This window comes from Tunturibacter psychrotolerans (genome assembly GCF_040359615.1).
In the GTDB taxonomy this organism is placed as follows: Bacteria; Acidobacteriota; Terriglobia; order Terriglobales; family Acidobacteriaceae; genus Edaphobacter; species Edaphobacter psychrotolerans.
Window position 1 is genome coordinate 3,842,293 of record NZ_CP132942.1, and the last position, 23,761, is coordinate 3,866,053.

Annotated in this window: 25 protein-coding genes; 14 read left to right on the top strand and 11 right to left on the bottom strand. The window is 55.8% G+C overall.

Annotation, left to right across the window (positions count from 1 at the left end; genetic code table 11):
- Nucleotides 1-65 precede the first annotated feature (65 nt).
- From purH to RBB77_RS15965, 4 genes are all read right to left on the bottom strand, one after another.
- Nucleotides 66-1,676, bottom strand: coding sequence for a bifunctional phosphoribosylaminoimidazolecarboxamide formyltransferase/IMP cyclohydrolase (purH, locus tag RBB77_RS15950; protein ID WP_353062730.1), 1,611 nt, complete (start codon nucleotides 1,674-1,676; stop codon nucleotides 66-68).
- A 39-nt stretch (nucleotides 1,677-1,715) separates the two neighbouring features.
- A complete protein-coding gene (locus tag RBB77_RS15955; RefSeq protein WP_353062731.1) occupies nucleotides 1,716-2,660 on the bottom strand; it encodes a dihydroorotate dehydrogenase in 945 nt (314 codons plus the stop codon).
- A 261-nt stretch (nucleotides 2,661-2,921) separates the two neighbouring features.
- Entirely contained in the window at nucleotides 2,922-3,599 is a 678-nt protein-coding gene (locus RBB77_RS15960) for an alkaline phosphatase family protein (protein ID WP_353062732.1), read from the bottom strand.
- Nucleotides 3,581-4,303 (bottom strand): alkaline phosphatase family protein, encoded by a 723-nt coding sequence (locus RBB77_RS15965; protein WP_353062733.1) that lies wholly within the window; start codon nucleotides 4,301-4,303, stop codon nucleotides 3,581-3,583. Before RBB77_RS15965 ends, RBB77_RS15960 begins: the two co-directional genes overlap by 19 nt.
- A gap of 176 nt (nucleotides 4,304-4,479) precedes the next feature.
- On the opposite strand from RBB77_RS15965, the gene serS reads away from it, so the two are divergent.
- The 3 genes from serS to RBB77_RS15980 are packed head-to-tail and all read left to right on the top strand — an operon-like array spanning nucleotide 4,480 to nucleotide 6,940.
- Nucleotides 4,480-5,808 (top strand): serine--tRNA ligase, encoded by a 1,329-nt coding sequence (gene serS / locus RBB77_RS15970; RefSeq protein ID WP_353062734.1) that lies wholly within the window; start codon nucleotides 4,480-4,482, stop codon nucleotides 5,806-5,808.
- 3 nt (nucleotides 5,809-5,811) lie between these two features.
- Nucleotides 5,812-6,192 (top strand): hypothetical protein, encoded by a 381-nt coding sequence (locus tag RBB77_RS15975; RefSeq protein ID WP_353062735.1) that lies wholly within the window; start codon nucleotides 5,812-5,814, stop codon nucleotides 6,190-6,192.
- A 43-nt stretch (nucleotides 6,193-6,235) separates the two neighbouring features.
- Nucleotides 6,236-6,940, top strand: coding sequence for a LolA family protein (locus RBB77_RS15980; protein WP_353062736.1), 705 nt, complete (start codon nucleotides 6,236-6,238; stop codon nucleotides 6,938-6,940).
- Nucleotides 6,941-6,987: 47 nt separating this feature from the next.
- Here the strand turns inward: RBB77_RS15980 and RBB77_RS15985 are convergent, their stop codons facing one another.
- Nucleotides 6,988-8,046 carry an aminopeptidase gene (locus RBB77_RS15985; protein WP_353062737.1) on the bottom strand — a complete coding sequence of 353 codons (1,059 nt, stop codon included), beginning with the start codon at nucleotides 8,044-8,046 and terminating at the stop codon, nucleotides 6,988-6,990.
- 523 nt (nucleotides 8,047-8,569) lie between these two features.
- Here RBB77_RS15985 and solA point away from each other — a divergent pair.
- A complete protein-coding gene (solA, locus tag RBB77_RS15990) occupies nucleotides 8,570-9,703 on the top strand; it encodes an N-methyl-L-tryptophan oxidase (protein WP_353062738.1) in 1,134 nt (377 codons plus the stop codon).
- 4 nt (nucleotides 9,704-9,707) lie between these two features.
- Here the strand turns inward: solA and RBB77_RS15995 are convergent, their stop codons facing one another.
- Genes RBB77_RS15995 through RBB77_RS16005 form a run of 3 tightly spaced genes read right to left on the bottom strand, consistent with a single transcriptional unit; the run spans nucleotide 9,708 to nucleotide 12,641 of the window.
- Nucleotides 9,708-10,811, bottom strand: a complete 1,104-nt coding sequence (locus RBB77_RS15995) for a carboxylate-amine ligase (protein ID WP_353062739.1) — start codon at nucleotides 10,809-10,811, stop codon at nucleotides 9,708-9,710.
- Nucleotides 10,812-10,871: 60 nt separating this feature from the next.
- Nucleotides 10,872-11,885 (bottom strand): ATP-grasp domain-containing protein, encoded by a 1,014-nt coding sequence (locus RBB77_RS16000; RefSeq protein WP_353062740.1) that lies wholly within the window; start codon nucleotides 11,883-11,885, stop codon nucleotides 10,872-10,874.
- Nucleotides 11,886-11,930: 45 nt separating this feature from the next.
- The gene (locus tag RBB77_RS16005; protein ID WP_353062741.1) at nucleotides 11,931-12,641 is read right to left on the bottom strand and encodes an esterase family protein; all 711 of its coding nucleotides are present in this window, start codon (nucleotides 12,639-12,641) and stop codon (nucleotides 11,931-11,933) included.
- Nucleotides 12,642-12,698: 57 nt separating this feature from the next.
- Here RBB77_RS16005 and RBB77_RS16010 point away from each other — a divergent pair, with 57 nt between their 5' ends.
- From RBB77_RS16010 to rimM, 4 genes are all read left to right on the top strand, one after another.
- On the top strand, nucleotides 12,699-13,583 hold the full coding sequence (locus RBB77_RS16010; protein ID WP_353062742.1) for an alpha/beta hydrolase: 885 nt from the start codon (nucleotides 12,699-12,701) through the stop codon (nucleotides 13,581-13,583).
- Nucleotides 13,584-13,733: 150 nt separating this feature from the next.
- The gene (gene rpsP, locus RBB77_RS16015) at nucleotides 13,734-13,982 is read left to right on the top strand and encodes a 30S ribosomal protein S16 (RefSeq protein ID WP_183761839.1); all 249 of its coding nucleotides are present in this window, start codon (nucleotides 13,734-13,736) and stop codon (nucleotides 13,980-13,982) included.
- Nucleotides 13,983-14,272: 290 nt separating this feature from the next.
- On the top strand, nucleotides 14,273-14,572 hold the full coding sequence (locus RBB77_RS16020) for a KH domain-containing protein (RefSeq protein ID WP_353062743.1): 300 nt from the start codon (nucleotides 14,273-14,275) through the stop codon (nucleotides 14,570-14,572).
- Nucleotides 14,573-14,626: 54 nt separating this feature from the next.
- Entirely contained in the window at nucleotides 14,627-15,232 is a 606-nt protein-coding gene (gene rimM, locus RBB77_RS16025; RefSeq protein WP_353062744.1) for a ribosome maturation factor RimM, read from the top strand.
- Here the strand turns inward: rimM and RBB77_RS16030 are convergent.
- Nucleotides 15,229-16,125, bottom strand: a complete 897-nt coding sequence (locus RBB77_RS16030) for a hypothetical protein (protein WP_353062745.1) — start codon at nucleotides 16,123-16,125, stop codon at nucleotides 15,229-15,231. The genes rimM and RBB77_RS16030 overlap by 4 nt on opposite strands.
- Before the next feature lie 167 nt (nucleotides 16,126-16,292).
- Here RBB77_RS16030 and trmD point away from each other — a divergent pair, with 167 nt between their 5' ends.
- The 5 genes from trmD to pdxH all read left to right on the top strand — a co-directional run bounded on the left by trmD (nucleotide 16,293) and on the right by pdxH (nucleotide 19,805).
- Nucleotides 16,293-17,108: a tRNA (guanosine(37)-N1)-methyltransferase TrmD gene (gene trmD / locus RBB77_RS16035; protein ID WP_353062746.1), complete on the top strand. Its 816-nt coding sequence runs from the start codon at nucleotides 16,293-16,295 to the stop codon at nucleotides 17,106-17,108.
- Nucleotides 17,109-17,212: 104 nt separating this feature from the next.
- Nucleotides 17,213-17,572, top strand: coding sequence for a 50S ribosomal protein L19 (gene rplS, locus RBB77_RS16040; protein ID WP_218884516.1), 360 nt, complete (start codon nucleotides 17,213-17,215; stop codon nucleotides 17,570-17,572).
- 87 nt (nucleotides 17,573-17,659) lie between these two features.
- A complete protein-coding gene (locus tag RBB77_RS16045) occupies nucleotides 17,660-18,424 on the top strand; it encodes a ribonuclease HII (RefSeq protein ID WP_353062747.1) in 765 nt (254 codons plus the stop codon).
- Nucleotides 18,415-19,143 carry a PIG-L deacetylase family protein gene (locus tag RBB77_RS16050; RefSeq protein WP_353062748.1) on the top strand — a complete coding sequence of 243 codons (729 nt, stop codon included), beginning with the start codon at nucleotides 18,415-18,417 and terminating at the stop codon, nucleotides 19,141-19,143. Before RBB77_RS16045 ends, RBB77_RS16050 begins: the two co-directional genes overlap by 10 nt.
- 65 nt (nucleotides 19,144-19,208) lie before the next feature.
- Nucleotides 19,209-19,805: a pyridoxamine 5'-phosphate oxidase gene (gene pdxH, locus RBB77_RS16055; RefSeq protein WP_353062749.1), complete on the top strand. Its 597-nt coding sequence runs from the start codon at nucleotides 19,209-19,211 to the stop codon at nucleotides 19,803-19,805.
- 16 nt (nucleotides 19,806-19,821) lie between these two features.
- On the opposite strand, the gene RBB77_RS16060 is transcribed toward pdxH, so the two are convergent.
- Together RBB77_RS16060 and RBB77_RS16065 are read right to left on the bottom strand one after the other, a co-directional pair.
- Complete coding sequence (locus tag RBB77_RS16060; protein WP_353062750.1) at nucleotides 19,822-20,403, bottom strand: cupin; 582 nt, start codon at nucleotides 20,401-20,403, stop codon at nucleotides 19,822-19,824.
- A 30-nt stretch (nucleotides 20,404-20,433) separates the two neighbouring features.
- A complete protein-coding gene (locus RBB77_RS16065) occupies nucleotides 20,434-22,536 on the bottom strand; it encodes a DUF1800 domain-containing protein (protein ID WP_353062751.1) in 2,103 nt (700 codons plus the stop codon).
- Nucleotides 22,537-22,882: 346 nt separating this feature from the next.
- Here RBB77_RS16065 and RBB77_RS16070 point away from each other — a divergent pair, with 346 nt between their 5' ends.
- Nucleotides 22,883-23,464, top strand: a complete 582-nt coding sequence (locus tag RBB77_RS16070; RefSeq protein ID WP_353062752.1) for a GNAT family N-acetyltransferase — start codon at nucleotides 22,883-22,885, stop codon at nucleotides 23,462-23,464.
- Nucleotides 23,465-23,761 lie beyond the last annotated feature (297 nt).

Genomic DNA, 23,761 nt, shown 5'->3' on the forward strand with positions numbered 1-23,761 from the left:
AGACCAGCCAATTGCGGCAACATGGCGGTGATTATATCCGTCATTAGCGGGAATCTGGAAGATTATCAATGACGAAAGTGTCTGACCCCCGTAAATACCATTGCCACGCCCAGCCGATCTGCAGCCTCGATGACCTCGACATCCCGCACTGAGCCTCCGGGCTGGATTACAGCTGTAGCACCAGCTTGCGCCACGACTTCCAGACCGTCGGCAAAGGGGAAAAAGGCGTCGGAAGCGGCAACCGTACCATTTAGCGGCAGTACAGCCTTCATCGCACCGAATCGGGCTGCATCCACCCGACTCATCTGACCTGCCCCAATACCGACCGTCTGCCCGTGTCCGTCGCTAAATCGGGCGTAGACTATCGCATTCGATTTGACATGCTTGCAGACCCGCCAGGCAAAGACCATGGCCCGCAACTCCTCCGCGGTAGGCTTTCTTTTGGAGACGATTTGAAGCTCTCCGTCGCTGATACCTAGTCGGTCGGAATTCTGCACGAGTAGCCCTCCGGAAACTTGCTTCAAAACGCACGGGGTTTCAGTGGGCAAGATCTTGATAAGCCTGAGATTCTTTTTAGCCGCAAAAAGTTCCAGGGCTTCATTGGTGAACGAGGGCGCTACGATCGCCTCAACAAAAAGCTTGACGATCTGCTCCGCCGCTACGGCATCCACTTCGCGATTGATTCCAATAACTCCGCCAAAAGCCGACACTGGATCTGCCTCGAGTGCCCGAAGGTAGGCTTCGGCAATAGTCGCTCCTGTTGAAGCCCCACAGGGATTAGTGTGTTTGATGATAACCACTGCCGGTTCGTCGAACTCGCTCACTAACTCCCAGCAGGCGTCCAAATCTACAATGTTGTTATAGCTAAGTTCCTTACCTTGCAACTGCTTAGCGTTAGCAATGCCCATTTCGCTGCCATCTGTGTACAATGCAGCCCGCTGGTGGGGATTTTCGCCATAGCGAAGTGTCTTGAGTAGCTGGTCATTGACTCGGATTGTTGCTGGCAACTGATCTTTCGAAAAGATAGCTCTGCCACTCGGAGTTTCGATGCTTTCCAGTGTCGTCGCTATGCCCGCATCGTAAGCCGCTGTGACCGCGAAGGCAGCCCTGGCTAGATTCCATCGCGTCGTGCGACTCAAACTACCGGAGTTCGCTGCCATCTCATCTGCCAACCGGGCGTAGTCTGCGACAGAGGTCACAATCGCTACATCGGCAAAGTTCTTCGCCGCTGACCGAACCATCGACGGTCCACCGATATCGATATTTTCGATTACATCCGCGAACGAAACTCCGGGTCGGTTCGCAGTCTTCTCAAACGCATACAGATTTACCACTACCATATCGATTGGTTCGATCTGGTGCTCAGCGACTGACGCCCTATGATCCGCGTTATCACGTATATGTAGTATCCCACCATGAACTTTTGGGTGAAGTGTCTTCACTCGCCCGTCGAGCATTTCGGGAAATCCAGTCAGGTCGCTAATATCGCGCACCGGAAGACCAGCTTCTCGTAGCGCACGCGCAGTTCCTCCTGTCGAAACTAGATCGACTCGGAATGAAGCGAGGACTCGAGCAAAATCAACGAGTCCAGTCTTATCGGTAACAGAAAGCAGAGCGCGACGGATCTTACGAAAATCAGTAGGAGCGGCTAAATAGTCAATGTCGTGTTCAATCATCACCTGACTATTCTAAGCCAGCACACCGACGACATGTCGCTAGAGCAGGACCGATCCGGTTAGCGAGCTTACCAGAGCTACATCGTGTGCAATACACCAGCGCTTCATCCCGTTGGCAATATTCTCGACGGCGCGTGGATCCGCATAGCTAGCCGTCCCGACTTGTACCGCAGTCGCTCCAGCCATCATGAACTCCACCGCGTCCTCGGGCCGAACAATTCCTCCCATACCTACGATAGGAATCGTCACATTCTTTGAAACCTCGTGCACCATCCGCACGGCAATTGGCTTGATGGCAGGTCCGGAGAGCCCTCCGGTAATGTTGCCGATACGAGGACGACGCGTCTCAACATCGATCGCCAAAGATACGAAGGTGTTGACGAGCGAAACAGCGTCGGCTCCCCCATCTGCAGCAACACGCGCCATTAATCCAATATCCGTGACATTTGGCGAAAGCTTGACCATCAAAGGCCTGCGAGCGACCGCCTTACAGCGTGCTACCAGCTCCCAAAGTTGCGGAGGATCGGTCCCAAAGACCATGCCTCCATGGCTGGTATTGGGACAACTCGCATTCAGCTCATACATCGCTATGTCCGGGGCGTCGTTCAGGGCTTTGATTACCTCAAGGCAATCTTGGATAGTGAAACCAAAGACATTCGCAAGAATGACCGCTCCTTTGATTTTCCTCAGCTTGGGTAGCTTTTCTGCGATAAAGGCTCGAACCCCCATATTCTGCAGCCCAATCGCGTTCATCATCCCCGCGGCGGTTTCGATGATTCGGGGAGCCGGATTACCTGCCATGGGCTCGCGCGAAAGCCCCTTGGTAACGAACCCTCCTATCCGAGATATTGAGACAATGTCCTCAAATTCGACCCCATAGCCAAAGGTTCCGCTCGCCGCAATTACCGGCGAACAAAACTCAATACCGGCAACCTTCACCCGCATGTCAGGTTCTTTGGTTCGTGCAGACGCGCTCACTGTCATGATTCCATTCTCATACTTAAACAGTTTAGCGGTACCTTACCGCCCGTCAGCATTGGCTGGTCGCAGTGCTTCAGTTAGAACCCGACCAACACTAGCGGACGGCGCATTAACTCCCAAAACAGACGCAAACGTAGCCGCGAGGTCCACCGGGGCAACTTGCTCGCGATACAGCCCTGGCAAAAACTCCTCCCCAAAAAAACCAAGTGGCACATGTCGGTCATAGCTCCAAGGAGAGAAATGCGTCGTCTGTATCCCGGTTAATTATTCCATCTGGTACGCTGTCGGGAAGATCATCACATACCATCCACCGTGATCGGTGTAACTATGGGAAATGAGGCGTCCAAACTCCGTGTTGGGCACCTTTCCTGCCTCCAGATCAACCTGAGTGCGGCTGAAGTAAATCGACGGATCGGCGTCGACGCGGCTCTCTTGATACCTCCGAATAGCTTCCGGCGTGAGCAGAGTGTTTGGAGGCAATGCCGAAGCGCCTAGCTTCTTGACAGCCGTTGGAATCGCGTCGACCACAGCCTGCTCGGCATCCTTTTCAGATGCGGCGCCAAAAGCTCGAGGATCGAGCGCCAGATATGGCAGCTCTTGAGTCGGCATAAAATAATGCACGCCTTTATTCGGAGAGAACCGGGCATTTAAACTCTCGTCAATCGCTTCAGTAAGAGCGTCCAAATCCAGGCGCGCCGAAGCCACACCCAGCTTCGCAGATTCCGTGGGAATTGGCCCGATTCCATGATCCGCGGTCAGCGCGACCATCACATTTTCCAAGCCAATCTTTTTGTCAATGTAGCTGAAGAAGCTGTCGAGGTCCTGATCCAGGCGAATGACCATCTCACGCTGAGCGTCATAATCCGGTCCAAACTGATGTCCTTGGATGTCGTTAGCTGACAGACTAACCGTGAGCACATCCGTCACACTGTTCTGGCCCATCGACTCCCCTCGATAAGAGCGCGGACGAAATCCAGCTCGTAACTGTTCGCAGCAGGAGTATGCCCTACGAGTGAGTAGAATTGCGTCGTTCCGTCAAGACCTGCCTCTTTTACTGCCTGCGCTATCCTCGGACCTTTGTTGAACTTCGTCGCCCAGTCCGGCAATTTCTGCATGTAATAGGTTGAAGTGACAAAACGGCCCGATGAGTTGTCGATCCAGAACGCCCCGTTAGCAGTCTGTCCGGCCGGCAGAATCGCTGCCCGATCTTTTAGCGATACGCCATACAGCTTTGCCTGCCCCTGCGTCGCGAGTCGAACTTCGTCCCCGATAGTCGTAGCAAGCAGATTGATCGGCGAAGATCCAATTCGAGGATCATTCGGAGCAGGCGCCGGAGGAACTGGGATAGGTAGATCGTCAAAGTTGCCCACCAGACGATACCGCTCGTCTTCGACCGACGAAATCACCCGGTCTGCATTGCGGCTTAAGTCCCACCACTCGTTACTACCGATGCCGTGGCCGTCTGTATACGCCCCTGTCCCAATGGTCGCGTGTCCTGGAGCCGTTTTTGTGTTGGCGTAATCAAAATAGCAAGAGTTAAAGTAGGCCCCACGCCTCAGAAAGAGATTAAACCCATTCGGTGTTTTCAGCGCATCTCGATAGCGATCGAGATAGTCGCCGCGAAATTGATCGATAACCAGAATCACGACGAGTTTCGGCTTTGCGTGATAGACATCAGACCGCGCCGAAGATAGAGCAATCAGGGAAAAAAACACGATAGAAGGACAAGAACAGGCTTTCGTATCACATTAGGGTAAATGGAAAGTATTGCGGAAAGATTGCAAGTCCTTATCGCTTCGGGAAGACGCTAAAATGAGAGGTGATGATTGATCTTGCATTTGTTCGGGCTAATTTGGCCTTTGTAGAAGAGAAGTTGCGTAATCGGGGAATGGATCCTGCCGTCGTGCTCGGTAGCTTCGTCGAAGTCGATCGCGCGCGGCGCGAAGCTATCACCCGAGTGGAGACACTAAAGGCCCAGCGAAACAGGCTTACCGAAGAGATCGCAAAACTGAGGCGTGAGGGCGCGGATACAACAGCACAAACCGATCAGACACGTGCCCTGAAATCTGAAACGGAGTCGCTTGAATCCTCTGCAGTAATCTCCGACGAACGCTTGAAAGAGATCCTGCAAGCTCTCCCCAATCTGCCTCAGGACTGCGTTCCTATCGGAAAATCGGCCGACGAGAATCGACAGGAAAAGGTCTGGGGCGAGAAAACTGTCTTCGACTTTCCCGCAAAACCTCACTGGGACCTGGGGGAAGCATTGGGCATCCTCGATTTTAGCCGCGCCGCCAAAATCTCAGGCTCCCGCTTTGTTATTCAATTCGGACAGGGAGCTCGCCTTGAGCGCGCCCTCGCCAACTACATGATCGACCTTCACACTGGCGAACACGGCTATACCGAAGTCCTGCCGCCTTACATGGTCAACTCCAAGTCCCTCTTCGGCACCGGTCAGCTGCCCAAATTCGCCGAAGATCTATTTCATTGCGACGATAAAGGCAGCTACCAGCCAGGCGTATATCAAGAGAGTGATCATTGGCTTATCCCCACCGCCGAGGTTCCCGTCACAAACATTTTCCGCGACGAGACTCTCGACGAATCGCAGCTTCCAACGTCCTTCTGCGCCTACACTCCATGTTTCCGCTCCGAAGCTGGATCTTACGGCAAGGATGTTCGCGGCATGATCCGTCAACATCAGTTTCAAAAGGTCGAGCTGGTCAAGTTTGCACGACCCGAGGACTCCAATGCAGAGCACGAACTCCTAACCCGCCATGCTGAGACCGTCCTGGAGCGCCTTGGTCTCCCTTATAGACGAATGCTGCTCTGCACAGGGGATATGGGATTTTCTGCTGCTAAAACCTATGACCTCGAGGTGTGGTTGCCTGGGCAGCAGCTCTATCGGGAGATTTCTTCTTGCTCTAATTTCGAGTCTTTCCAAGCCCGCCGGGCAAATATCCGTTATCGTCCCATTGGAGCGAAAAAGACCGAGTTTCTTCACACTCTAAATGGAAGCGGCCTCGCTGTAGGCCGCACCTACCTCGCGATTCTGGAGAACTATCAGCGGTCTGACGGCACGATTAGAGTCCCAGATGTGTTAGTGCCCTATATGAACGGCGACACGGTCATCGGCAAGCAACAAGGCAGGAGTTAATTCATGTTCAAACTGATTCGCAACTACATCTTCTGGGCCTACGAACGAGGAAGTTTCCATTATGACGTCATGGTGACAGCTATTCTGATCTTTATGTTCGTCTCACCTCATTTGATCGACTTCAAGGACAAACCGGTTGAGACAGTTGCTCTCCATGCGAGCGAGGTGCTGGTCAGAGAGGCGGGAACCTCCGGCGGAAGCAGCCGCTTCATCTATCAGGTTCGCGCCGATGATATGAGCGGCGCTCGCAACGACCCTGAACGCCGCGCGGCGATTTTGCGTGTGATCGAACCAATATCAGGCGAGGTATCACTCGAACGGTACGAGCCCATTCGTGACGCTCAGGGCAAAATCGTTGCTTACAACGCCTGGGTGCTCCGCTAATTTCCTAACAAAGATCGTATCTCACTCTGGGAGTGCCTTACCAATGGTCACTATTCGTCGTATCGTTGCATCACTTCTCTTTTCATCAGTCACTTTGGGCCCCGTTGCGCTTTCTGCGGTGGCGCAGCCAAAGGCCGGCCACCTGGACGAAGTTCTTCGGCAGATGGATGCGGCGAGCTTGAAATTCCAGTCGGCTGAAGCCAGCTTTCAGTGGGATCTCTACGAGAAGGTCGTGCAACAAACGACAACGCAAAAAGGGACAATCTACTTCAAGAAAGAAAGTGGGAAGACTGTCATGGGGGCCAAAGTGACTTCGCCCTCCACCAAAATCCTGGAATATCGCAATGGGACGCTAACTCTATTCGATCCTGGCACCGACCATGAGACGATCATTACTCCGAAGGGAAACCAGGCTCAAATGGAGAGCTTTCTTACTCTTGGGTTTGGTGGAAGTGGCAAAGAGATGGCTAAAGCATGGACTATTTCTGATTTAGGGGACGAGATGTTGAACGGGGTGCAGACGGCCAAGTTGGACCTGGTCCCGAAAGATCCATCGGTCCGCAATAATTGCACACATATGACGATCTGGGTGGACCCAGCCCGCGGTATTACCTTGAAGCAAAGCTTTTATATGCCGTCGGAGGACTACCGGACCGCTGTTTATTCCGATGTCAGATATAACCAAGGCGTCGACACCAAGGCCTATCAATTCAAAACCGATAGCAAAACCACAGTAGATTCGCACTAGAGCTTTTGAATACCGAACCTCCCCCAACGGGCCTGGTCTGGGTTTGGCTAAGCGTCGATTAGAAACTCGCCGTCGCGCATGATCTGCTCTTCGCCTTGGGCGTCACCTAGCCAGATGCTGAACTCGAGACCGACTACATCGATATGGGTGGAGGACTTCCACGGCGCGCCGGTGTGGGCGCCGTAGGGATCTCCAAAGGCGATGTGGATGCCGGGGAACTTTTCGTCCTGCAGGATGTTGCCAATGACGCGATCGACGCCAATGTTGGTACCAATGGCAAATTCTCCGACTCGATCTGAGTTTTCGTCGGTGTGGGTGTAGGCCCAGAAGTCGCGCTCAAGGGCTTTGTTCTCGCTTGAGACGCGAGTGATGCGATTGCCTTCGATGTTGATGGTGAGGGGGTGGGCGCGGAGGATGCCGTAGCGAGCGCAGAGAAAGTCGCCGACTACTCCGTCGACGACAAAGACACCGTTGACCTCGCCGGGAGCGGTAAAGCATTCGCCGCCGGGAAGGTTGCCCCACTTTTCGGTGCTGATGATTCCGGAGGTTTTGAACCAACGGTATTCCGGGTTGAGCTGAGCGTGGATGTCTGTGCCGGCAGGGGTGGTGGCTCGGACATACGTGGCGGCGCGGACCTTGTCGAGGACTGCCTGGGACAGGCGATCGATGGCGAGGAAGTCGGCGCGCATGCCCTGGGTCATGATCTCGGGGGTGATGTTGACCATGTGGGCATGGCGCATGCGGCGACGGTTGACGACGTCGGTCATCTGCATGCGGCTATGTAGTTCGTTCGGCTGAACCTCGACCGCGAAGATGCTGACCTGGGATGATTCCATGTCTTCGAGGATGGCGGCCGGGAGATCGATGAGTGGGCGCGGGGCCAGGGCTTCGAGTACAAAAGCGTTCCAGGTGCAACCGATGCGATCGAGTTCCGCAACGAGCGAGGCCGCGATGGTGAGGCAGCGCTCGTCCGTGATGAGAGTGACCTTTTCGTTGGGCTGAATACGGAGACAGGTGGTGACGGCGTTGCGGGCGCCGGGGATGAACTCTGCGGGAAATGCGGTAGTGCGGAGGTCTGGTACTGCCTGCGTTGCTTGATCAACCATGAGTGCTGCCTTCCGGATAAAACTTCTTACTAAGATAGCTTGTTACTGAAACGTTACAGGAGAAAAAGGGAGACGATTGTAGTCGCTGCGGTACCCCTCCCCCGGCGTATTTTGTGCTAAAGTCTTCGATCGTTGAGAGTTAGGTCTGGACTTCCCTTTTTCCCACAAATGTAAAGTTCTAAAAGTACAACTACTTTGGTATAGCTCTCGGCAAAGTCTCCCTCTCATTGAGGTTATTGACCGAAACAAAAAACCCCGACACACAGGTCGGGGTTTCTCTTGGGCCTGTTTTAATTATACCGGGCTTGGCGGGGTATTGTGCCATGCGAATCTGCTTGTCTGGCGCAGTGATTTGCGGTTCTGGGGCTTGACAGGTTTTAACCAAAAGGAAATTCTCCCGCACAAAGGAGGTCGATGAGACAAAAAGTCCTTCTGACCACATATCGTTTAGAGAAGGGGGCTTTGGGTCCCTCAATCCTTGATCTGTTGCACCGTGGAGGTGACGCTGGAAAGCACATTTGACGTGATCGTCGTTGGCCTCGGCGCTATGGGAAGCGCCACGGCATACCACTTATCTAAGCGAGGCGCCAACGTGTTGGGGCTGGAGGCCTTTACTCCCGCTCATGATAAAGGGTCGTCGCACGGGGAGTCGCGCATTATTCGGCAGGCGTACTTCGAAGACCCTGCCTATGTTCCGCTTGTTCTGAGGGCCTACGAGCTTTGGGATGAGTTGGAAGAAGAGAGCGACGAGAACCTGTTGAGCATTACAGGGGGGATTTCTATCGGACCTCTCAAAGGAACGCTCGTGGCGGGTTGCTTGAGAAGTGCCATGACACACGGTCTTGGACACGAGCTGTTGGACTCTAACCAGATGCGTCGGCGTTTTCCGCAGTTTGCCCTGGCAGACGATGAAGTAGGTTTCTACGAAGAGAAGGCGGGCTATCTCAAACCCGAGGAATGTATCAGACAGCACCTACGCGTTGCATCGAAGCTCGGAGCAGATCTTCGTTTCGAAGAACCCATGCTTTCGTGGACTGCAGCTCCGGATGGTGACGGCGTAAGCGTTACCACGGACAAGCACACTTATCATGCAAAATCGTTGGTGCTTTCTGTCGGCTCCTGGTTCGCGGAGTTGGTACCAGGCGTTTCGATGCCGGTCGTCGTCTCGCGCAGGGTCCTGTTCTGGCTTAGGCCTCTTTACGAGTCTTCCAGCTTTGATCGTGGAGTGTTCCCGGTCTTCCTGTGGGAGCCTGAGGGATCGCCGTTGTTCTATGGTCTTCCGCGAATAAGCGAAGATGGGAGCCCAAAGGTCGGGATTCACTCTGGCGACGAAACATGCACGCCGTCCACGATTGATCGGCGCATCCATCCGCGAGATGAATCGGCAATCAGGTCCGCCATCGGAAGTAGAATTCCCGCGCTCAATGGAGAGATCTCTCACACAGCGACCTGCATGTACACGATGACGCCGGACGAACACTTCATTATCGATACGCACCCCAACTATCCGCAGGTGAGCCTTGCTGCCGGATTCTCCGGTCATGGTTTCAAATTTTCTTCCGTGGTTGGAGAGATTCTTTGCGACCTCGCGATGACGGGAAAGACCTCAAACGATATCGGCATCTTCTCTGGCTCCCGATTTCGTAAGCAACGATAGGTTTTCAGAGGCCGGCGCGGGTTTCAGAGGCCATGTAGTCGACGACGGATTTGAGGTTGCCGGTTTCGCGGAAGACTTTTAGCTGGCGGTCGGCTCCGGTGCCCTGCGCGAGCATGGTGTGGATGTAGTTGATCTCACTGCGGCTGCCGAGTTCGTCAAGAACGTCATCGACGAAGACGAGGTACTCATAGATGAGATCGCGGACCGGCACTTCGGTTTGTTTGCCGAAGTCGATCATCTTGCCATCGATGCCGTAGCGGACGGCGCGGAATTTGTTCTCCATGAGGAGAGCTCTGGAGTATTGTCGATAGTCTATGTTGCGGGAGTGGAGATGCCAGAGCTTGCAGGCGGTGGCCTGAATGAGCGCAGCGATGGCGATGGACTCCTGCGCGCGGAGAGGGATGTCGCAGATGCGGACCTCAACCGTGTCGAAGAAGGGATGGGGGCGAACGTCCCACCAGATTTTTTTTGCATTGTCGATGGAGTTGGTCTTGATGAGCAGGTTTACGTAGCTTTCGAACTCGGAATAGCTGGAGAAGCTGTCGGGCAGGTTGGTGCGGGGGAAGTTTTCAAAGACCTTGGCGCGGTAGCTCTTGTAGCCGGTCTCCATGCCTAGCCAGAAGGGCGAGTTGGTGGAGAGCGCGAGGATGTGGGGGAGAAAGTAACGAAGCGAGTTCATGACGCGAATGGCTGCTTCGCGATCTTCAATGCCTACGTGGACGTGGAGGCCGAAGATGAGATTGGCGCGGGCGACGAGTTGCAGGTCTTCGACGACCTGCGCGTAGCGGGGATCGGGGTAGATCTCCTGCACGCGCCAGTCGGCGAAAGGGTGGGTGGCGCCGGCGATGAGGAGGAGATCGTGCTCTTCGGCGAGGGCGATCATGTTGCGACGGAGATCGAAGAGGTCTTCCTGGGCGACCTGAATGTTGCTGCAGACACGCGTGCCGACCTCGATGACGGATTGATGCATCTCGGCTTTGACACGCTCCTCGAGGCGGAGCTTGCCTTTGGCGAGCATCTCGGTGGCGATGTGCGAGCGCAGATCGCGGGTTTCCGGGTCGACTGTCTGGTACTCCTCTTCGATGCCTAGCGTGAAGGATGGCCGCATGCGTTCTCCGCTTATGGTTGTGAGTCAGAAGAGTATCACTGCTTTTCAGGGCCGCGAAAACTAGGCTTCTTTTTTGGTCTTCTTCTTTTCGGTCTTCTTCGGTGCAGGCGTTGCTGCGGGTTTCGATGCCGATTTCCCGGTTGATGGCGCGAGGAAAGAGGACCAGCTCAACTCATGTTTAGCTTTAGTAGAGGATTGCGCCTTCTTTACGGCGAGCTTTGACACTTTGTCGACGATCCAGTCGAAGCTTTCCTTGCCTACGGAGTGGAGGTCAGCATCGGGTGCGGGATTCATGAAGTCGATGGCGTAGGGGATGCCGTCTTCTACGGCGAACTCTACGGTGTTTAGATCGTAGCCGAGGGCTTTGCAGAGGGTGAGGGCATCTTTTTCGACGCGCTTGAGGAGCTTCTTGTCGTACTCCGGCGGGTCGAGGACGTAGCGATGCTCGTGGGGGCGGCGCGGATCGTAGGGCATGATGCGGACGTCCGTCTGGCCGACGACGTAGCAGCGGAAGTATTCCTGGAAGTTGACTGCAGCCTGCAGGGTCATGCAGAGATCGCGAGTCTGGTCGTAGGCGTGGAAGAACTCGTGGCGATTGTGGACGTGGAAGACGTCGCGCCAGCCGCCGCCATCGTGAGGTTTGAGGAATGCCGGGAAGCCGACGTATTCGAAGATGCCATCCCAGTCGAGGGGAAATTGCAGGTTTCGGAGGGAACGTTCGTTGATTTGCGGCGGAAATTTCTTATGCGGGAGGAGGACTGTTTTTGGTACGGCTACGCCGAGTTTGGAGGCGAGGGCGTAGTTGAAGAATTTGTCGTCGGCTGACCACCAGAAGGGATTGTTGATGATCTGGGTGCCGGTGAGGGCCGCGTTCTTGAGAAAGGAGCGATAGAAGGGCATGTCGTGCGAGATGCGATCGACGATGACGGCATAGCCGGAGGGCGCGGCCATATGTACGCCACCGACGCAGACAAACTCAGCCTGAATGCCCTCGATCTCCATCGCGTTGATGCGGTCAACCAATGCGCCGGGAAAAGTATTTTCCATTCCGAAAAGAACACCGATCTTCTTCACTGAAATCCTCCGTTGATGGGTTATGGGAGAGGTTCGGCCGATGGGCTAGAGGTAGGTTTGCAGCATTCTCTGCCACCAGGACCAGTCGTGACCAGTGTTGTCGCCCCAGACATCGAGGCGGCAAGGGATGTTTTTGTTGCGAAATATCTGCGCCATGCGTTCGTTGTCGTTCCAACACTGGTCGTGAACGCCGGTGGCGAGGACATAGCTGTTACGGCGGTAACGATCGAGATACCAGGAGTCGCTGATGTTGGGGAGGTAATGCATGGGGATGTTGAAGTAGCAGTCGTCGTCGTAGTAGCCGCGGAGAAAGTTGGAGGGATCGAAGGCTCCGCTCATGGAGAGCATGCCGGTGAAGACATCCGGGTGGCGGAGTGCGATGTTCATCGCATGATAACCGCCGAAGCTGGTGCCGATGCTGCCAAGACCAGAGTATTGGTTGAGTTGACGGATGAGGGGGACGACTTCGTTGATGATGTAGTTGCCGTACTGGACCTGACGGGCGATTCTCCAGCGTGGCTGGACATCGCGGTTGTACCAGCTCTCGCCGTCGACCGAGTCGACGCAGAAGAGCTGGAGGTGGCCGTGTTCGAGCTTGTCCCGAACGGTGCTGACCATATGGCGATCTTCAAACTCGTAGAAGCGGCCACAGGAGGTGGGGAAGACTACGGCTGGATAGCCTGCGTGCCCGAAGATCAGCAATTCCATGTCGCGACCGAGGGAAGGTGAGAACCATTTGTGGTATTCGCGTTTCATCGGGCTCCCTCTGCTAGTCTGATGCAATCGTAGTTTATTGGAGCAATTTCCTTCGCATTGAAACAATCATCGCAATCTCATTCAATTCCGGCGCTTACGTCCGTTGAGCGCGAGCCGGTGGCCGCCTTTTTTTCTGAAGAAGCAATCACCGAGCATATCGCAGACGATCTGGATTCTAATCCGAGATACAGCGTACGTAAGTTTCATTCGGAGATTTTGCCGGACGACCGGTTTGTTTCGGTCTATCTGCCGCCACAGTATCTGGAGGAGGAGGACCGCCGGTTTCCTGTCTTCTACTTACACGATGGGCAGAATTTGTTCGACGGGCGCACCTCGTACATTGCAGGACGAACCTGGAAGGCGCATACGACGGCTGACGAGCTGAGTGTCAACGGTGAGATTGAACCGGTCATTCTCGTCGGTGTTGCAAATACAGGCCTTCGTCGCATGGCGGAGTATACCCCGACGCGCGACATCAAGATGGGCGGGGGTGAGGGATCCAGTTATGGGCGGCTGCTGGTAGAGGAGTTGAAGCCACTGATTGACCGTTCTTACCGTACGTTGAGCGATGAGAGGAACACGGGATTGGGAGGGTCTTCACTAGGGGGGCTGATCTCGCTCTATCTGGGGTTTTCGTACCCGGAGGTGTTTGGCAAACTGGCAGTGATGTCACCATCACTGTGGTGGGATCAGCGGAGCATCTTCAACGTGGTTGATCAGACACGACCGAGGCCCGCGGCACGTATCTGGCTGGACATCGGCACGGCAGAGGGGGTGCGACATGTGCGGGATGCGGACCATTTGGAACGGCAGTTGATAAAGCGGGGCTGGCAGTCGGGGGTTGACCTTGCTTTCATGAAGGCCGACGGGGCGGTTCATGACGAAAATGCGTGGTCGGAGCGATTTGGGGACGTTCTGCGCTTTCTTTTTCCGCCAGACTGAGGAAGTTTGCGCTTCTTCGTTGCTAAAAGGCGCATTTTCAGCCATACTTAGTTGTTGGGTAATGTACCTAAAGTCCCTGTCCAAAAAGAGATCGACAGCGCGGCTATGTCACCCAAACCAATAATGTTCTGAAAGGCATCGCCCGTGTTGATGATTCGTTTGGCGCGCGTTGGAGCGCGTAAGCAGCCACATTACCGCATCGTTGTTATCGAGAAGGACCGCGCCCGCAATGGCCGTTCGGTCGAAGTGGTAGGAACCTATAATCCGCGCACTAACCCCGCGACCGTTGATTTGAAACGCGACCGCATTGATTACTGGACCGGCAACGGCGCACAGCTATCGGAGCGTGTGGGGAAACTGATGGCACAGAAGCCGGCAGAGGCAGTTGCCGCAGCCTAGGAGTTACTGGTCAATGCTATCTTTGGGCATGAGGTAATGGTTCCCAAAGATAGCTGCCACAATAGGTTCCTTGAAGCACGTCCGAGCACCGTTTCACGTAGACTCCTTGGTATTGCACAGTCGAAATGCAGTGGCCTTGCAAAGCAGAGGGCCCGGGGTTTATAACCCTGGACTTCCTGCGACCGGTGTATCGCTCGTTGCAGCAACTTCCTGGTAGATCTCGCGGTAGACGAGACAAAGGGAAAGAGCTTGAGCGCTGCATCGTGACTCCCAGACCCAGAAGGTGTGCGATGACACAGGCAACCCAGTTTCCTGCAGGGAATAACCCTGTAAAGAACATGACCGACCTTGTAGCGGAGATAGCCCGTGCCTTGGTGGACGACCCAGACAGCGTATCGGTCGAGGCCGTAGAAGATGGCGAGTGTACCGCGATTCGCTTGCGGGTCGCTGCCAGCGATGTTGGTAAAGTAATCGGAAAACAAGGCCGAACAGCACGTTCCATGCGAACAATTCTTAGCGCAGCCAGCATGAAGCTGAAGCACCGGTTTTCGCTCGACATCGTGGAAGAGGATCCACCCCCTGCGCCCTAAAGTTCAGGATAGCTTCCGGCGTCTGGGCTCTCGCATCTCGTCAGGTTTTGCTCTATGACGCAAACCACTCCAGCCTGGATTGTGTTAGCACATCTGCTTCGACCTCAGGGTCGTAAGGGTGAGGTGCTGGCGGAGTTGTTTACCGATTTCCCGGAACGCTTCGAGAAGCCGGCGAGAGTCTTTCTTGCGCCTTCGGGCTTCGCAGGAGAGGAGTCGGAGGCACGTGCCGCGGAAGTTATGGGGTTCTGGCTGCCGGTTGGCAAAAACGAGGGTCGCGTCGTACTGCAGTTGGCGGGCATCGAAACGATCTCGGACGCGGAGGCGGTCGCCGGGTTGGATGTGCTTGTGCCTCGCGAGGAGCGGCTTCCACTGGACGATGACTCGGTTTACATCAGCGAGTTAGTTGGCTGTACCGTGTACGACGGAGCGACGGCAATAGGTGTGGTCGAAGACGTTCAGTTTGCTACGACCGCGGATGGAGCGCGCCGGCTCACCGACGCTGCGCCACTGTTGGAGGTAGAGTCTGCTGCAGGAGATGAGATTCTTATTCCGTTTGTGAAGGCTTTCCTGGTCGCGGTGAATGCGGAGTCGAAACGAATCGAGATGAAGCTGCCTGAAGGTCTTGTCGAGGTCAATCGAATCTCCGCCGAGAAAAACTAGAAGTGGTAGGCCACGCCTAGCGAGAGGATCGGGTAGACGGGCACCTTCTTGAGGTCTTCGTTGATCTTATGAATCTCCTGCTTGAGGCTAATCTGTGCCTCGGAGTTGGTGGCGAAGCTGGTGCATCCCTGGTTGGTACAAGCGGTACCGGTGAGGTTGACGTTGATGGTGGGAACGCCCGTGTAAGCGACTCCTAGCTCAACAGGGATAGAGAGGCGCCGGCTGTTGCGCGGGAGAACATTGCCGAAGCCCAGCAACAGCATAGGGGAAAATTTGCGGGGATAGGCGAGCGACATGTTGCCATGGACCGGATCGGCGACGCTGTTGATAAAGTTCTGATCGCCAAGGGAGAATTGCTGTCCCGCCGGTACGGCGGCAGTGGAGGAGACTGTGTTTTTGGCGTAGAGGATGCCGGGGCTGATGTGGAAGCTGTATCCCAGGGGGAACCAGTCGAGGGTGTGCTGCGAAGACCTGAAGTGAAGATTTGCGTTGTAGTTGACGCCGTCGATGCCAAAGGGATAGGCGAAGGCTAAGAAGTTGGCACCAGAGCGGAGATTGAAGCGGCGAAAGAGCGGCGTGGCGAGTTCCGCGCCGGCTCCTAATGTATTCGCCTTGATGCCGAAGGCCGCTGTGCGAAAGGGCTTCTGAGACGGCAGTTTCTTTGTGAGAGGTCTAGGGACGACGCGGATGACTCCTCCCTCCGCGCTCGAGGAGTTGTCGGTTGGCTTATAGGACTCATCAATCGAGAGGAGTCTGTGGTTTTCGGGGAGGGTGAGAGCGAGTTGGGATGGCGCACCCGGATTCGAAGACGTCGGCTGCTGTGCTGAAACCATGATGGTGAGAGATACCGGAAGTAACATCAGGAGAGCAACAGCACGCTTTAGTTCAAACACGGAGACGCTCTTTCGTCTCGCCGCGACGACCTGAATGAAGATAATGGAGCACAGGTCATTCCCGATGAGATCTTCGTTTGGAATCAGTCGCCGGACTTCACAACTTCCAAGTGATATGGTGCAGTCTGGGAGTTCGAAAACAAGCGGCTGTACCGCACTTATCGTCTATGCGCTTTGACATCATCACGATCTTTCCCGATTTCTTTGCCGGCCCGTTTGACTTCGGGATTCTGAAGCGCGCCCACACTACGGGTCTCGTGCAGATTGCCACACACGATCTGCGCAGTTTCACGCACGATCGCCATCGAACGGTGGATGATCGGCCGTTTGGTGGCGGCGAAGGAATGGTGTTGAAGGCACAACCCATCTATGAGGCGATGAAGTCGTTGAATCTCTCTCCGAAGATTGGCAGGGACAAGAAGAAAGAGACGGTGATTCTGCTTTCGGCGCAAGGGCAGCCGTTCACTCAGTCGCTGGCTCAAGAGCTTTCGGTGACAGAACGGGTCGTTATTTTGTGTGGGCGATATGAGGGTGTTGATGAGCGAGTGAACGAGTTGTTCTGCGATCGTGAGATTTCGATTGGGGATTATGTTTTGTCGGGTGGGGAGTTGGCGGCTGCGGTCATTGTCGATGCTGTCGTTCGGCTGTTGCCGGGGGCGCTGGGAAATCCCGACTCATCGCGATTTGAGAGCTTTGGCGCTGAAGAGGTCGCGGATCGTTCCGACTCTGCAGACGGGCCGCCGAGGTCAACCTACGGCGCTGGTGGGTTGCTGGACTATCCGCACTACACTCGGCCGGCGGACTTTATGGGGGTGAGTATCCCGGAGGCGCTGTCGGGTGGCAATCATGAGGCGATCCGGCGCTGGCGGAGAAGAATGGCGCTGAAGAAAACTCTGGAGAACCGCCCTGATCTGCTTGAGAAGATCGAGATTACCGAGGAGGACCGTGAGATTCTGGCGGAGTTGCGAGGATACGAGGAATAAAGAGGATAAGGCGGTTGTGACCGCGCTTCTTGAGCAGTTTTCGACCCGGAAAGTGCAGATTTCGTGTACACTAAAGGTCGAGTCCAACATAGGAAAGTTGTGTCATGTCCATTCATCCGATTATGCAGAAACTGGCCGCCAAGTTTGAGCGGACCGATTTACCCGCGTTCGCCCCTGGCGATACAGTTCGAGTTCAAGTAAAGATTCGCGAAGGCGAAAAAGAGCGTCTGCAGGCGTTTGAAGGCATGGTAATTGCCTGCCGCAAGGGCGCACAGGGATCGTTCACGGTTCGCAAGATGAGCTTCGGCCAGGGCGTCGAGCGCATCTTCCCGTACAACTCCAAGGTCGTCGACAAGGTCGAGAAGGTTCGCTCCTACGAAGTTCGCCGTTCGAAGCTGTTCTACCTGCGCGGTCTGCGCGGTAAGGCTGCTCGTCTGCGCGAGGTTGAGCGCGCGGCCAAGTAAGCATTCAATTCCCTGTTTTCCACTGAGCCACGACTTCGGTCGTGGCTTCGTTGTGCGTGGTGAATATACACTCGAATCTTGAAGAGCATGGCTTCGAAACCCACCACACGTGCGTCGAAAACAGTGACGGCGGCTACTGCGAAACAGCGCTTGCTGAAGCAGTTGATTTGCAGCGATGCACCGGAACAGGCACTGCGGTACTACGGCTTCGAACGGATAGCCGGGGTGGATGAGGTCGGGCGCGGGGCACTGTTTGGTCCGGTGGTGGCAGCAGCGGTGATTCTGCCAGAGAACCTGGATGAGTTGGCGAACGCGGGGCTGAAAGACTCCAAACAGCTGACGCGGGAGGAGCGCGAGTCGCTAGATCACCAGATACGTGCGATGGCGCTGGCGGTTTGCGTAGCGGAGATCGATGCTGAGACGATCGACCGGGTGAATATTTATCAGGCAACACGAATGGCGATGCTGGCCGCGGTGCAGGGATTGACGCTGGTGCCTGATCATTTGCTGATCGATGCTATGCGCGTGGATCATCCATGTCGCCAAACGAAGCTGATCTATGGAGATGCCCTGAGTCTTTCGATTGCGGCGGCTTCGGTGATCGCAAAGGTGCATCGGGATGGGCTGATGCGGGAGTTAGATACCGTGCATCCGGGATACGGGCTGGCTTCGCATAAGGGGTACGGGACGCCAGAACATCGTCGGGCGTTGGCTGAGATTGGGCCTTGCGCACTCCACAGAAGAAGCTTCGCACCAGTCCGTGGGGCTGATCCTGATGCTGCGCTTGAAGAAGAACTTTTGTTTGAAGATGCTGATCTCGATAAAGGCCTGGAGGAAGCTGAGTGGGCTTGAAGTTGATGTGTGTCGTGGCGCATCCGGACGATGAGTGCTACGCCTTTGGGGGAGCGTTGGCACTGGCGGCGAATCGAGGAGTTGAGACCTACGTGATTTGCCTGACGGATGGTCAGGCGGCAACGAATCGAGGCGATGCTGCGAATGGGGAAGCGCTCGGAAAGATGCGGCGAAAGGAGTTTCGTGCTTCGTGCGAAGTGCTGGGTGTGGCACGGCATGAGCTCCTGGATTATCAGGACGGGCATCTGGAGTTTGTTCACTTCTCACAGGCGGCTGAGAGGCTGGTAGAGCGGATGCGACGATTCAAACCAGACGTCGTGATTACTTTCGGCGGTGACGGAGGACAGAATACTCACGCAGATCACATGATGACTTCGATGCTAACGACGGCAGCGTTTCACTGGTCGGGGCAGCCGAAACGATATCCCAATGCGGGAGAGGCGCATAGGGCAAGCCGGTTGTACTACGTGACTGCGAATTTTCTGATGCCTGACCGACAGCCCGCAATGATGATGCCCTGGACAGTGACTCTGGATATCCGAACCGTGCGCGAGCGGAAGACCGAGGCTTTTCGAAAACATGTGTCGCAGGCGCCGTTGATGGAGAAGACAAGGGATATCTTTGAACGATATGGAGCGGAGGAGTTTTACTCTCTTGTGGCTGTGGCTGAACCGCAGGCAGCGCGGTTAAGGACAGACTTGTTCGACGGGTTGACCTAAATTTGCATCGTATTGGTTAGTGAACGGAAGCGGGTCGGATTAACCGGTCGTGCTGTGGGGGTGTGATGGATGCAGACGGGCTGGAATCGGCGGGTGATCCGATTGCGTTGTTTCAACGGTGGATGAAGGACGCTGAGGCTGGGGAGCTAAATGATCCGAGTGCAGTGGCACTGGCTACCGCTACGTGCGATGGCATGCCAAGTGTGCGGATGGTGCTGATGAAGCAAGTGGATACCGAAGGATTCCGCTTCTATACGAATGTGGACAGCCAGAAGGGGACGGAGTTGAGTGAGAATCCGCGGGCAGCGATGTGCTTTCACTGGAAGTCGCTAAGACGTCAGGTTCGAGTCTCGGGGACAGTGACGGAGTTACCCACGCAAGATGTGGATGAGTACTTTCACAGCCGTTCACGATTGAGCCAGCTAGGGGCAGCGGCTTCGCAGCAGAGTCGAGTTCTGGTTTCGCGAGAGGTATTGGAGACTCGCGTGAAGGAATTGGAAGCGGAGTTCCCGGGCGAGATTCCACGACCGGGCTATTGGCGGGGATATTTGCTGCGGCATGAGCGGATTGAGTTCTGGAAGGATGGAGCGGGGCGGTTGCACGATCGTTTCCTGTTTTCGCGCGATGGTGACGCGTGGCGTAAGGAGCGGCTGTTTCCTTAGGACAGGCGAGATGCGATCAGATCCAGAGTTTAGGAAGTGCGCCGCTGGAACCGGTGAGCGGATCGGATTGTGGGAAGCGAATTTTGCGCATGCTGGCGAGGGTCTCGGGACTTGCTGTGCTGCGACAGATGTCCCAGTGCTCGTTCTCCGGGTAGGCACCGATCACAAGGAAGTCGTGCGACGCTGAGATGCGGCAGTGGCCAGTGCCAGTAGGGAGGACGAGGACGTCCCCGGCGTGAACGGTGACGGTTTCTCCACCCTCACCACCCAGCATCAGGTCTGCGTGGCCGGCCGCGAAGCCAAGAACCTCGTGCGCTGTGGAGTGGTAGTGGTGGAAGGCATAGACGCCATTACGCCACTGCGGCGGCCATCCATTGGCGGCGAAGATCCGCTCCATGTCGGCGGCGAGATTGGCGCTCGATGGAAGTGCGCTTCGATATAGAAGAACGGGGAGTGGGCTGTTCGGCATCCAACCGTTGGGTTTGAGATGAAGCTGCTGTGGATTTGGTGGAGAGGAGTTCCCTACCTTCGAGGCAAGGACCTGGCTGCTACCCAGGCTTGCTGCCACGAGCGAAGCAGCGAATTTTCTGCGATCCATTCGACTCATATCGATCTGATGACTCTTCTGTCAGCGAAGTTGGAACTCCGGGCTGCCCATCACGAGAGCGGTGAGCAGGTTGAGAGTGTCGGTCGAGTTGGTCGCGGAAAGCTGCTCGATCTGCTTCCCGATGAGCTGGTTGGTTTGGACGGAAACTTCGGCTCCGATGAGGGTCGACTCGAGAACTCCCAGGGCGACGTTTCGGCCGGCGGGAGGGGGAGAAGCCTGGCTGGGTTGATCGGCGGTGGGCTCGGAGGTGAGTAGAGCCTCGGAGAAGTTCGCGCGGTTAGATTTTTCTTTCGCAGATACCTCCGGGCTTTGCGTAGCGGATGGTTGGGAGAGGAGGCCTAGCGCGAGAACGTGGGCCGCGTCGAACTTCTGGTTGGCCAGCTTGCCTTCGGTGAGCGAGTAAGCAAAGTTTAGACGGCTGACCAGGGCGGAGGAGTTCATCCAGCGATCGGCCGTGATGTAGTAACCGATGGGCGGGAGTGCGTAGTAGAGGGGCATGCCCATCGACTTGAGGGTTTCGACGAGGGCGGCTGGGTTAATGGGATTGGTGTCGGTGGTGCGAAAGGCGGAGGCTACGAACTCCATTGGAGTTTTGACCTTGTTGCGGAAGTACTTTTTCGAGTTGAACTCGGGTGACTGGACGAGGGTACGGAGGATGGATTTTATGTCACCGTCGGTGGAGAGGTAGGTGGCGGCCATGCGGTCTACGAGGGCGGCTGGCGGCTCGTCGGCTATGAAGCGCTGGGCTAATTTGTAACTGATGAAGTGCGCGGTGTGTGGGTCGGCGGCGAGGAGGGTCAGGGCTTGGATTCCCTCTTTCAACCCTGCCTGCGTGTTAGTGGGAGAGCCTGGTTGCGCTGTTGGTTCAGACGAGATGGTGTGGCCTCGCCATTGCTTGGGGCCGGGTTCGTGTTTCTTGTAGTCGTAGAGGAAGGGGCCGGCCTGGTTGGGACGCTCGACGGTCCAGCCAGTGAGGATGGCGGCTAGGGCGGTGACGTCGGCCTGGGTGTAGCCACCGTTGACGCCAAGCGTGTGGAGCTCCATGACTTCCCTGCCGTAGTTCTCGTTGAGGCCATTGTTGCCACGGTTGGAGTTGGGATTGGCGGGGTTGACTCCGTTGGCGAGGGATTCGGGGCCGATGGAGAGCCAGTTGTCGAGGTAGATCATCATGGCCGGGCTGGAGGCGGTAGCGAGGAGCAGGTCGCGGAACTTGCCGAGGGCGTGTTTGCGGATGGCGTCGCGCTCGAAGCTGGTGGTGTACCAGGTGTCAGAGTCTTTACCGATGAAGATGTTGAAGTGATTGAACCAGAAGTCGGCCATGACCTCTTGGAGCTGGCGCTCGCTGAGGATGGCGCGCAGGATCTTGGCTTCGGAGAGTTCGTTGATGATGTTTTTAAGGGAGCCGGCGTTGGCGGCCATACCGGTGAAGATCTCGCGTTCGCGAGGATTGAAGTCGGCTAGGAGAAGATTTTTCTGGTCGCCGGAGACGTAGGTGGTGAAGGCGATGCGGTCGGGGATGGTCAGCTTGATGAGGGTGGGCATCCGCTGATTTTTAGGGAGGGCGAAGAGTTCTCCGGCTACGCGAGCGGCGGTTTCCTGGTCGGTCTTTTTTTGCGCGGCGGCTTCGGCTTCGGTGGGTGGGGCTAGGTTCGGTTTGCCGTCGGCGTTTAGTTTGTGGAGGTCCTGATCTTTGTAGAATTTTGCGACCTGTACTTCGTACATTGCGATGAGGAGGGGGTCGTCGGGGTACGGGCGGCGGCCCTCGGCGATCTGGCCGATGGTGAAGTGATCGGGGAAGAGTTGGAGGGCTTGCTCGGGCTGGAGGGTGAGGGTGGTGTAGTCGGCGAGGCGGTGGTCGAGTGCGGTGTCGGGGATGCTGGCGGGGTTGAGCTGCTGCTCGAACCACTTGTCGGGGCCTAGAGCGAGGACTTTTTCGAGGTCGCCGGGGCGCGGGCCGAAGGTGAAGCGGTTGAGGAGTTGCTGAGCTCGTTCCTGCTGGGTGAGTAGGGCGGATTTTGCAGGGATTGAGGGCTTGGGCTTTGCGGGTTTGGCGGTGGGCCTGGCCTGGGGATGCGCTGGGGCGGCGATCGATAGAGCTACGAGGATGAGCAAGAGCCTTCGCATGAACGCCTCTGGCGGGTTAGACCTGTCCCGCGTCTCGAAGTTGCGTTTTGAACTCTGGAGGGTACCCCTTCCCCCTTTTGGGGGTATTTTGGGCGTAAGGTATTTTGATTCATCGATTTATAGATAGGAGTCACTTGTAAAATATTGCAAATAAATGGGTTACGCACAAAATACTTATTATCAGCGGGTTAGCTACTTGTTCCTGCCCGGCCTGATTAGGTGCCTGTATTAAGTATAGCGACTGGAGGGTAACTCATACGCCACGCGATTGTGCTGGATTGGCGCGGGTTTTGGTGGGTTGGGGGCTTGACAGCTTTTCGGCGTACTAAGGAATTCCCCTGCGGCCTTGAGTAAATGGGTTGATCGTATGGTGGGCGAAGGCTATGGTGAGCGCATGAGCGGGATTCGAGTTGCTACGGTGCAGGATGCGAATGCGATTGCGCGGGTGCATGTGGAGAGCTGGCGGACGACGTATGCGGGTATCGTGCCGGAGGCTTATCTGGCGAGCCTGGAGGTGGAGCAGCGGGAGGGTTCGTGGCGGGAGTGGCTTGGGCTTGATGTGGATGTGTTCGTTGCAGAGGTGGATGGTGAGGTGGTGGGGTTCGTTGGTGGTGGGGCCATTCGTGAGCCTGTGGAGGGGTTCGATGGGGAGTTGTTTGCGATCTACCTGTTGCGGGAGGCGCAGCGGCGTGGGATTGGGATGGCTCTTTTGAAGAGGCTGGCTGGGTCGTTGAAGAAGAGAAGGCTCGGGAGCATGGTGGCCTGGGTGCTTGAAGATAACTCTTCTGGTGGCTTTTATTCGCGGTCGGGTGGTGTGCGGGTGGCTTCAAAGGAGATGGAAGTGGGTGGGGTGATGCTTCCGGTGGTGGCTTATGGTTGGAACGATCTCCGAACGATAGGGGCGGGTGTTGCTCGTGGGTCAGCTTGAACTCCAAGGAACCAAAGTTTCCCATAACCCCGTTTTTCATGTACTTCGACGCCAAGTTCGAATGGTAGTTAGGCAAAAAATCTGCTGAGTTCGAAGGCTACCAAGGATTGTTAACTCTATCCGAGGGTTGGAGATCGACCATTGGACAGACCTGCCCCTCCTGTTTTGTCTTTCTGTTTGCGTCCAGCATGCCGCCCATCGAACGCACCGCCTCCTTACGTGGTTCGAGTATTATGATTTCGCCCAAACTCCGGTCCACGTTGTTGTGCTCTACAGCAATGACTCCCCGCAGATCGT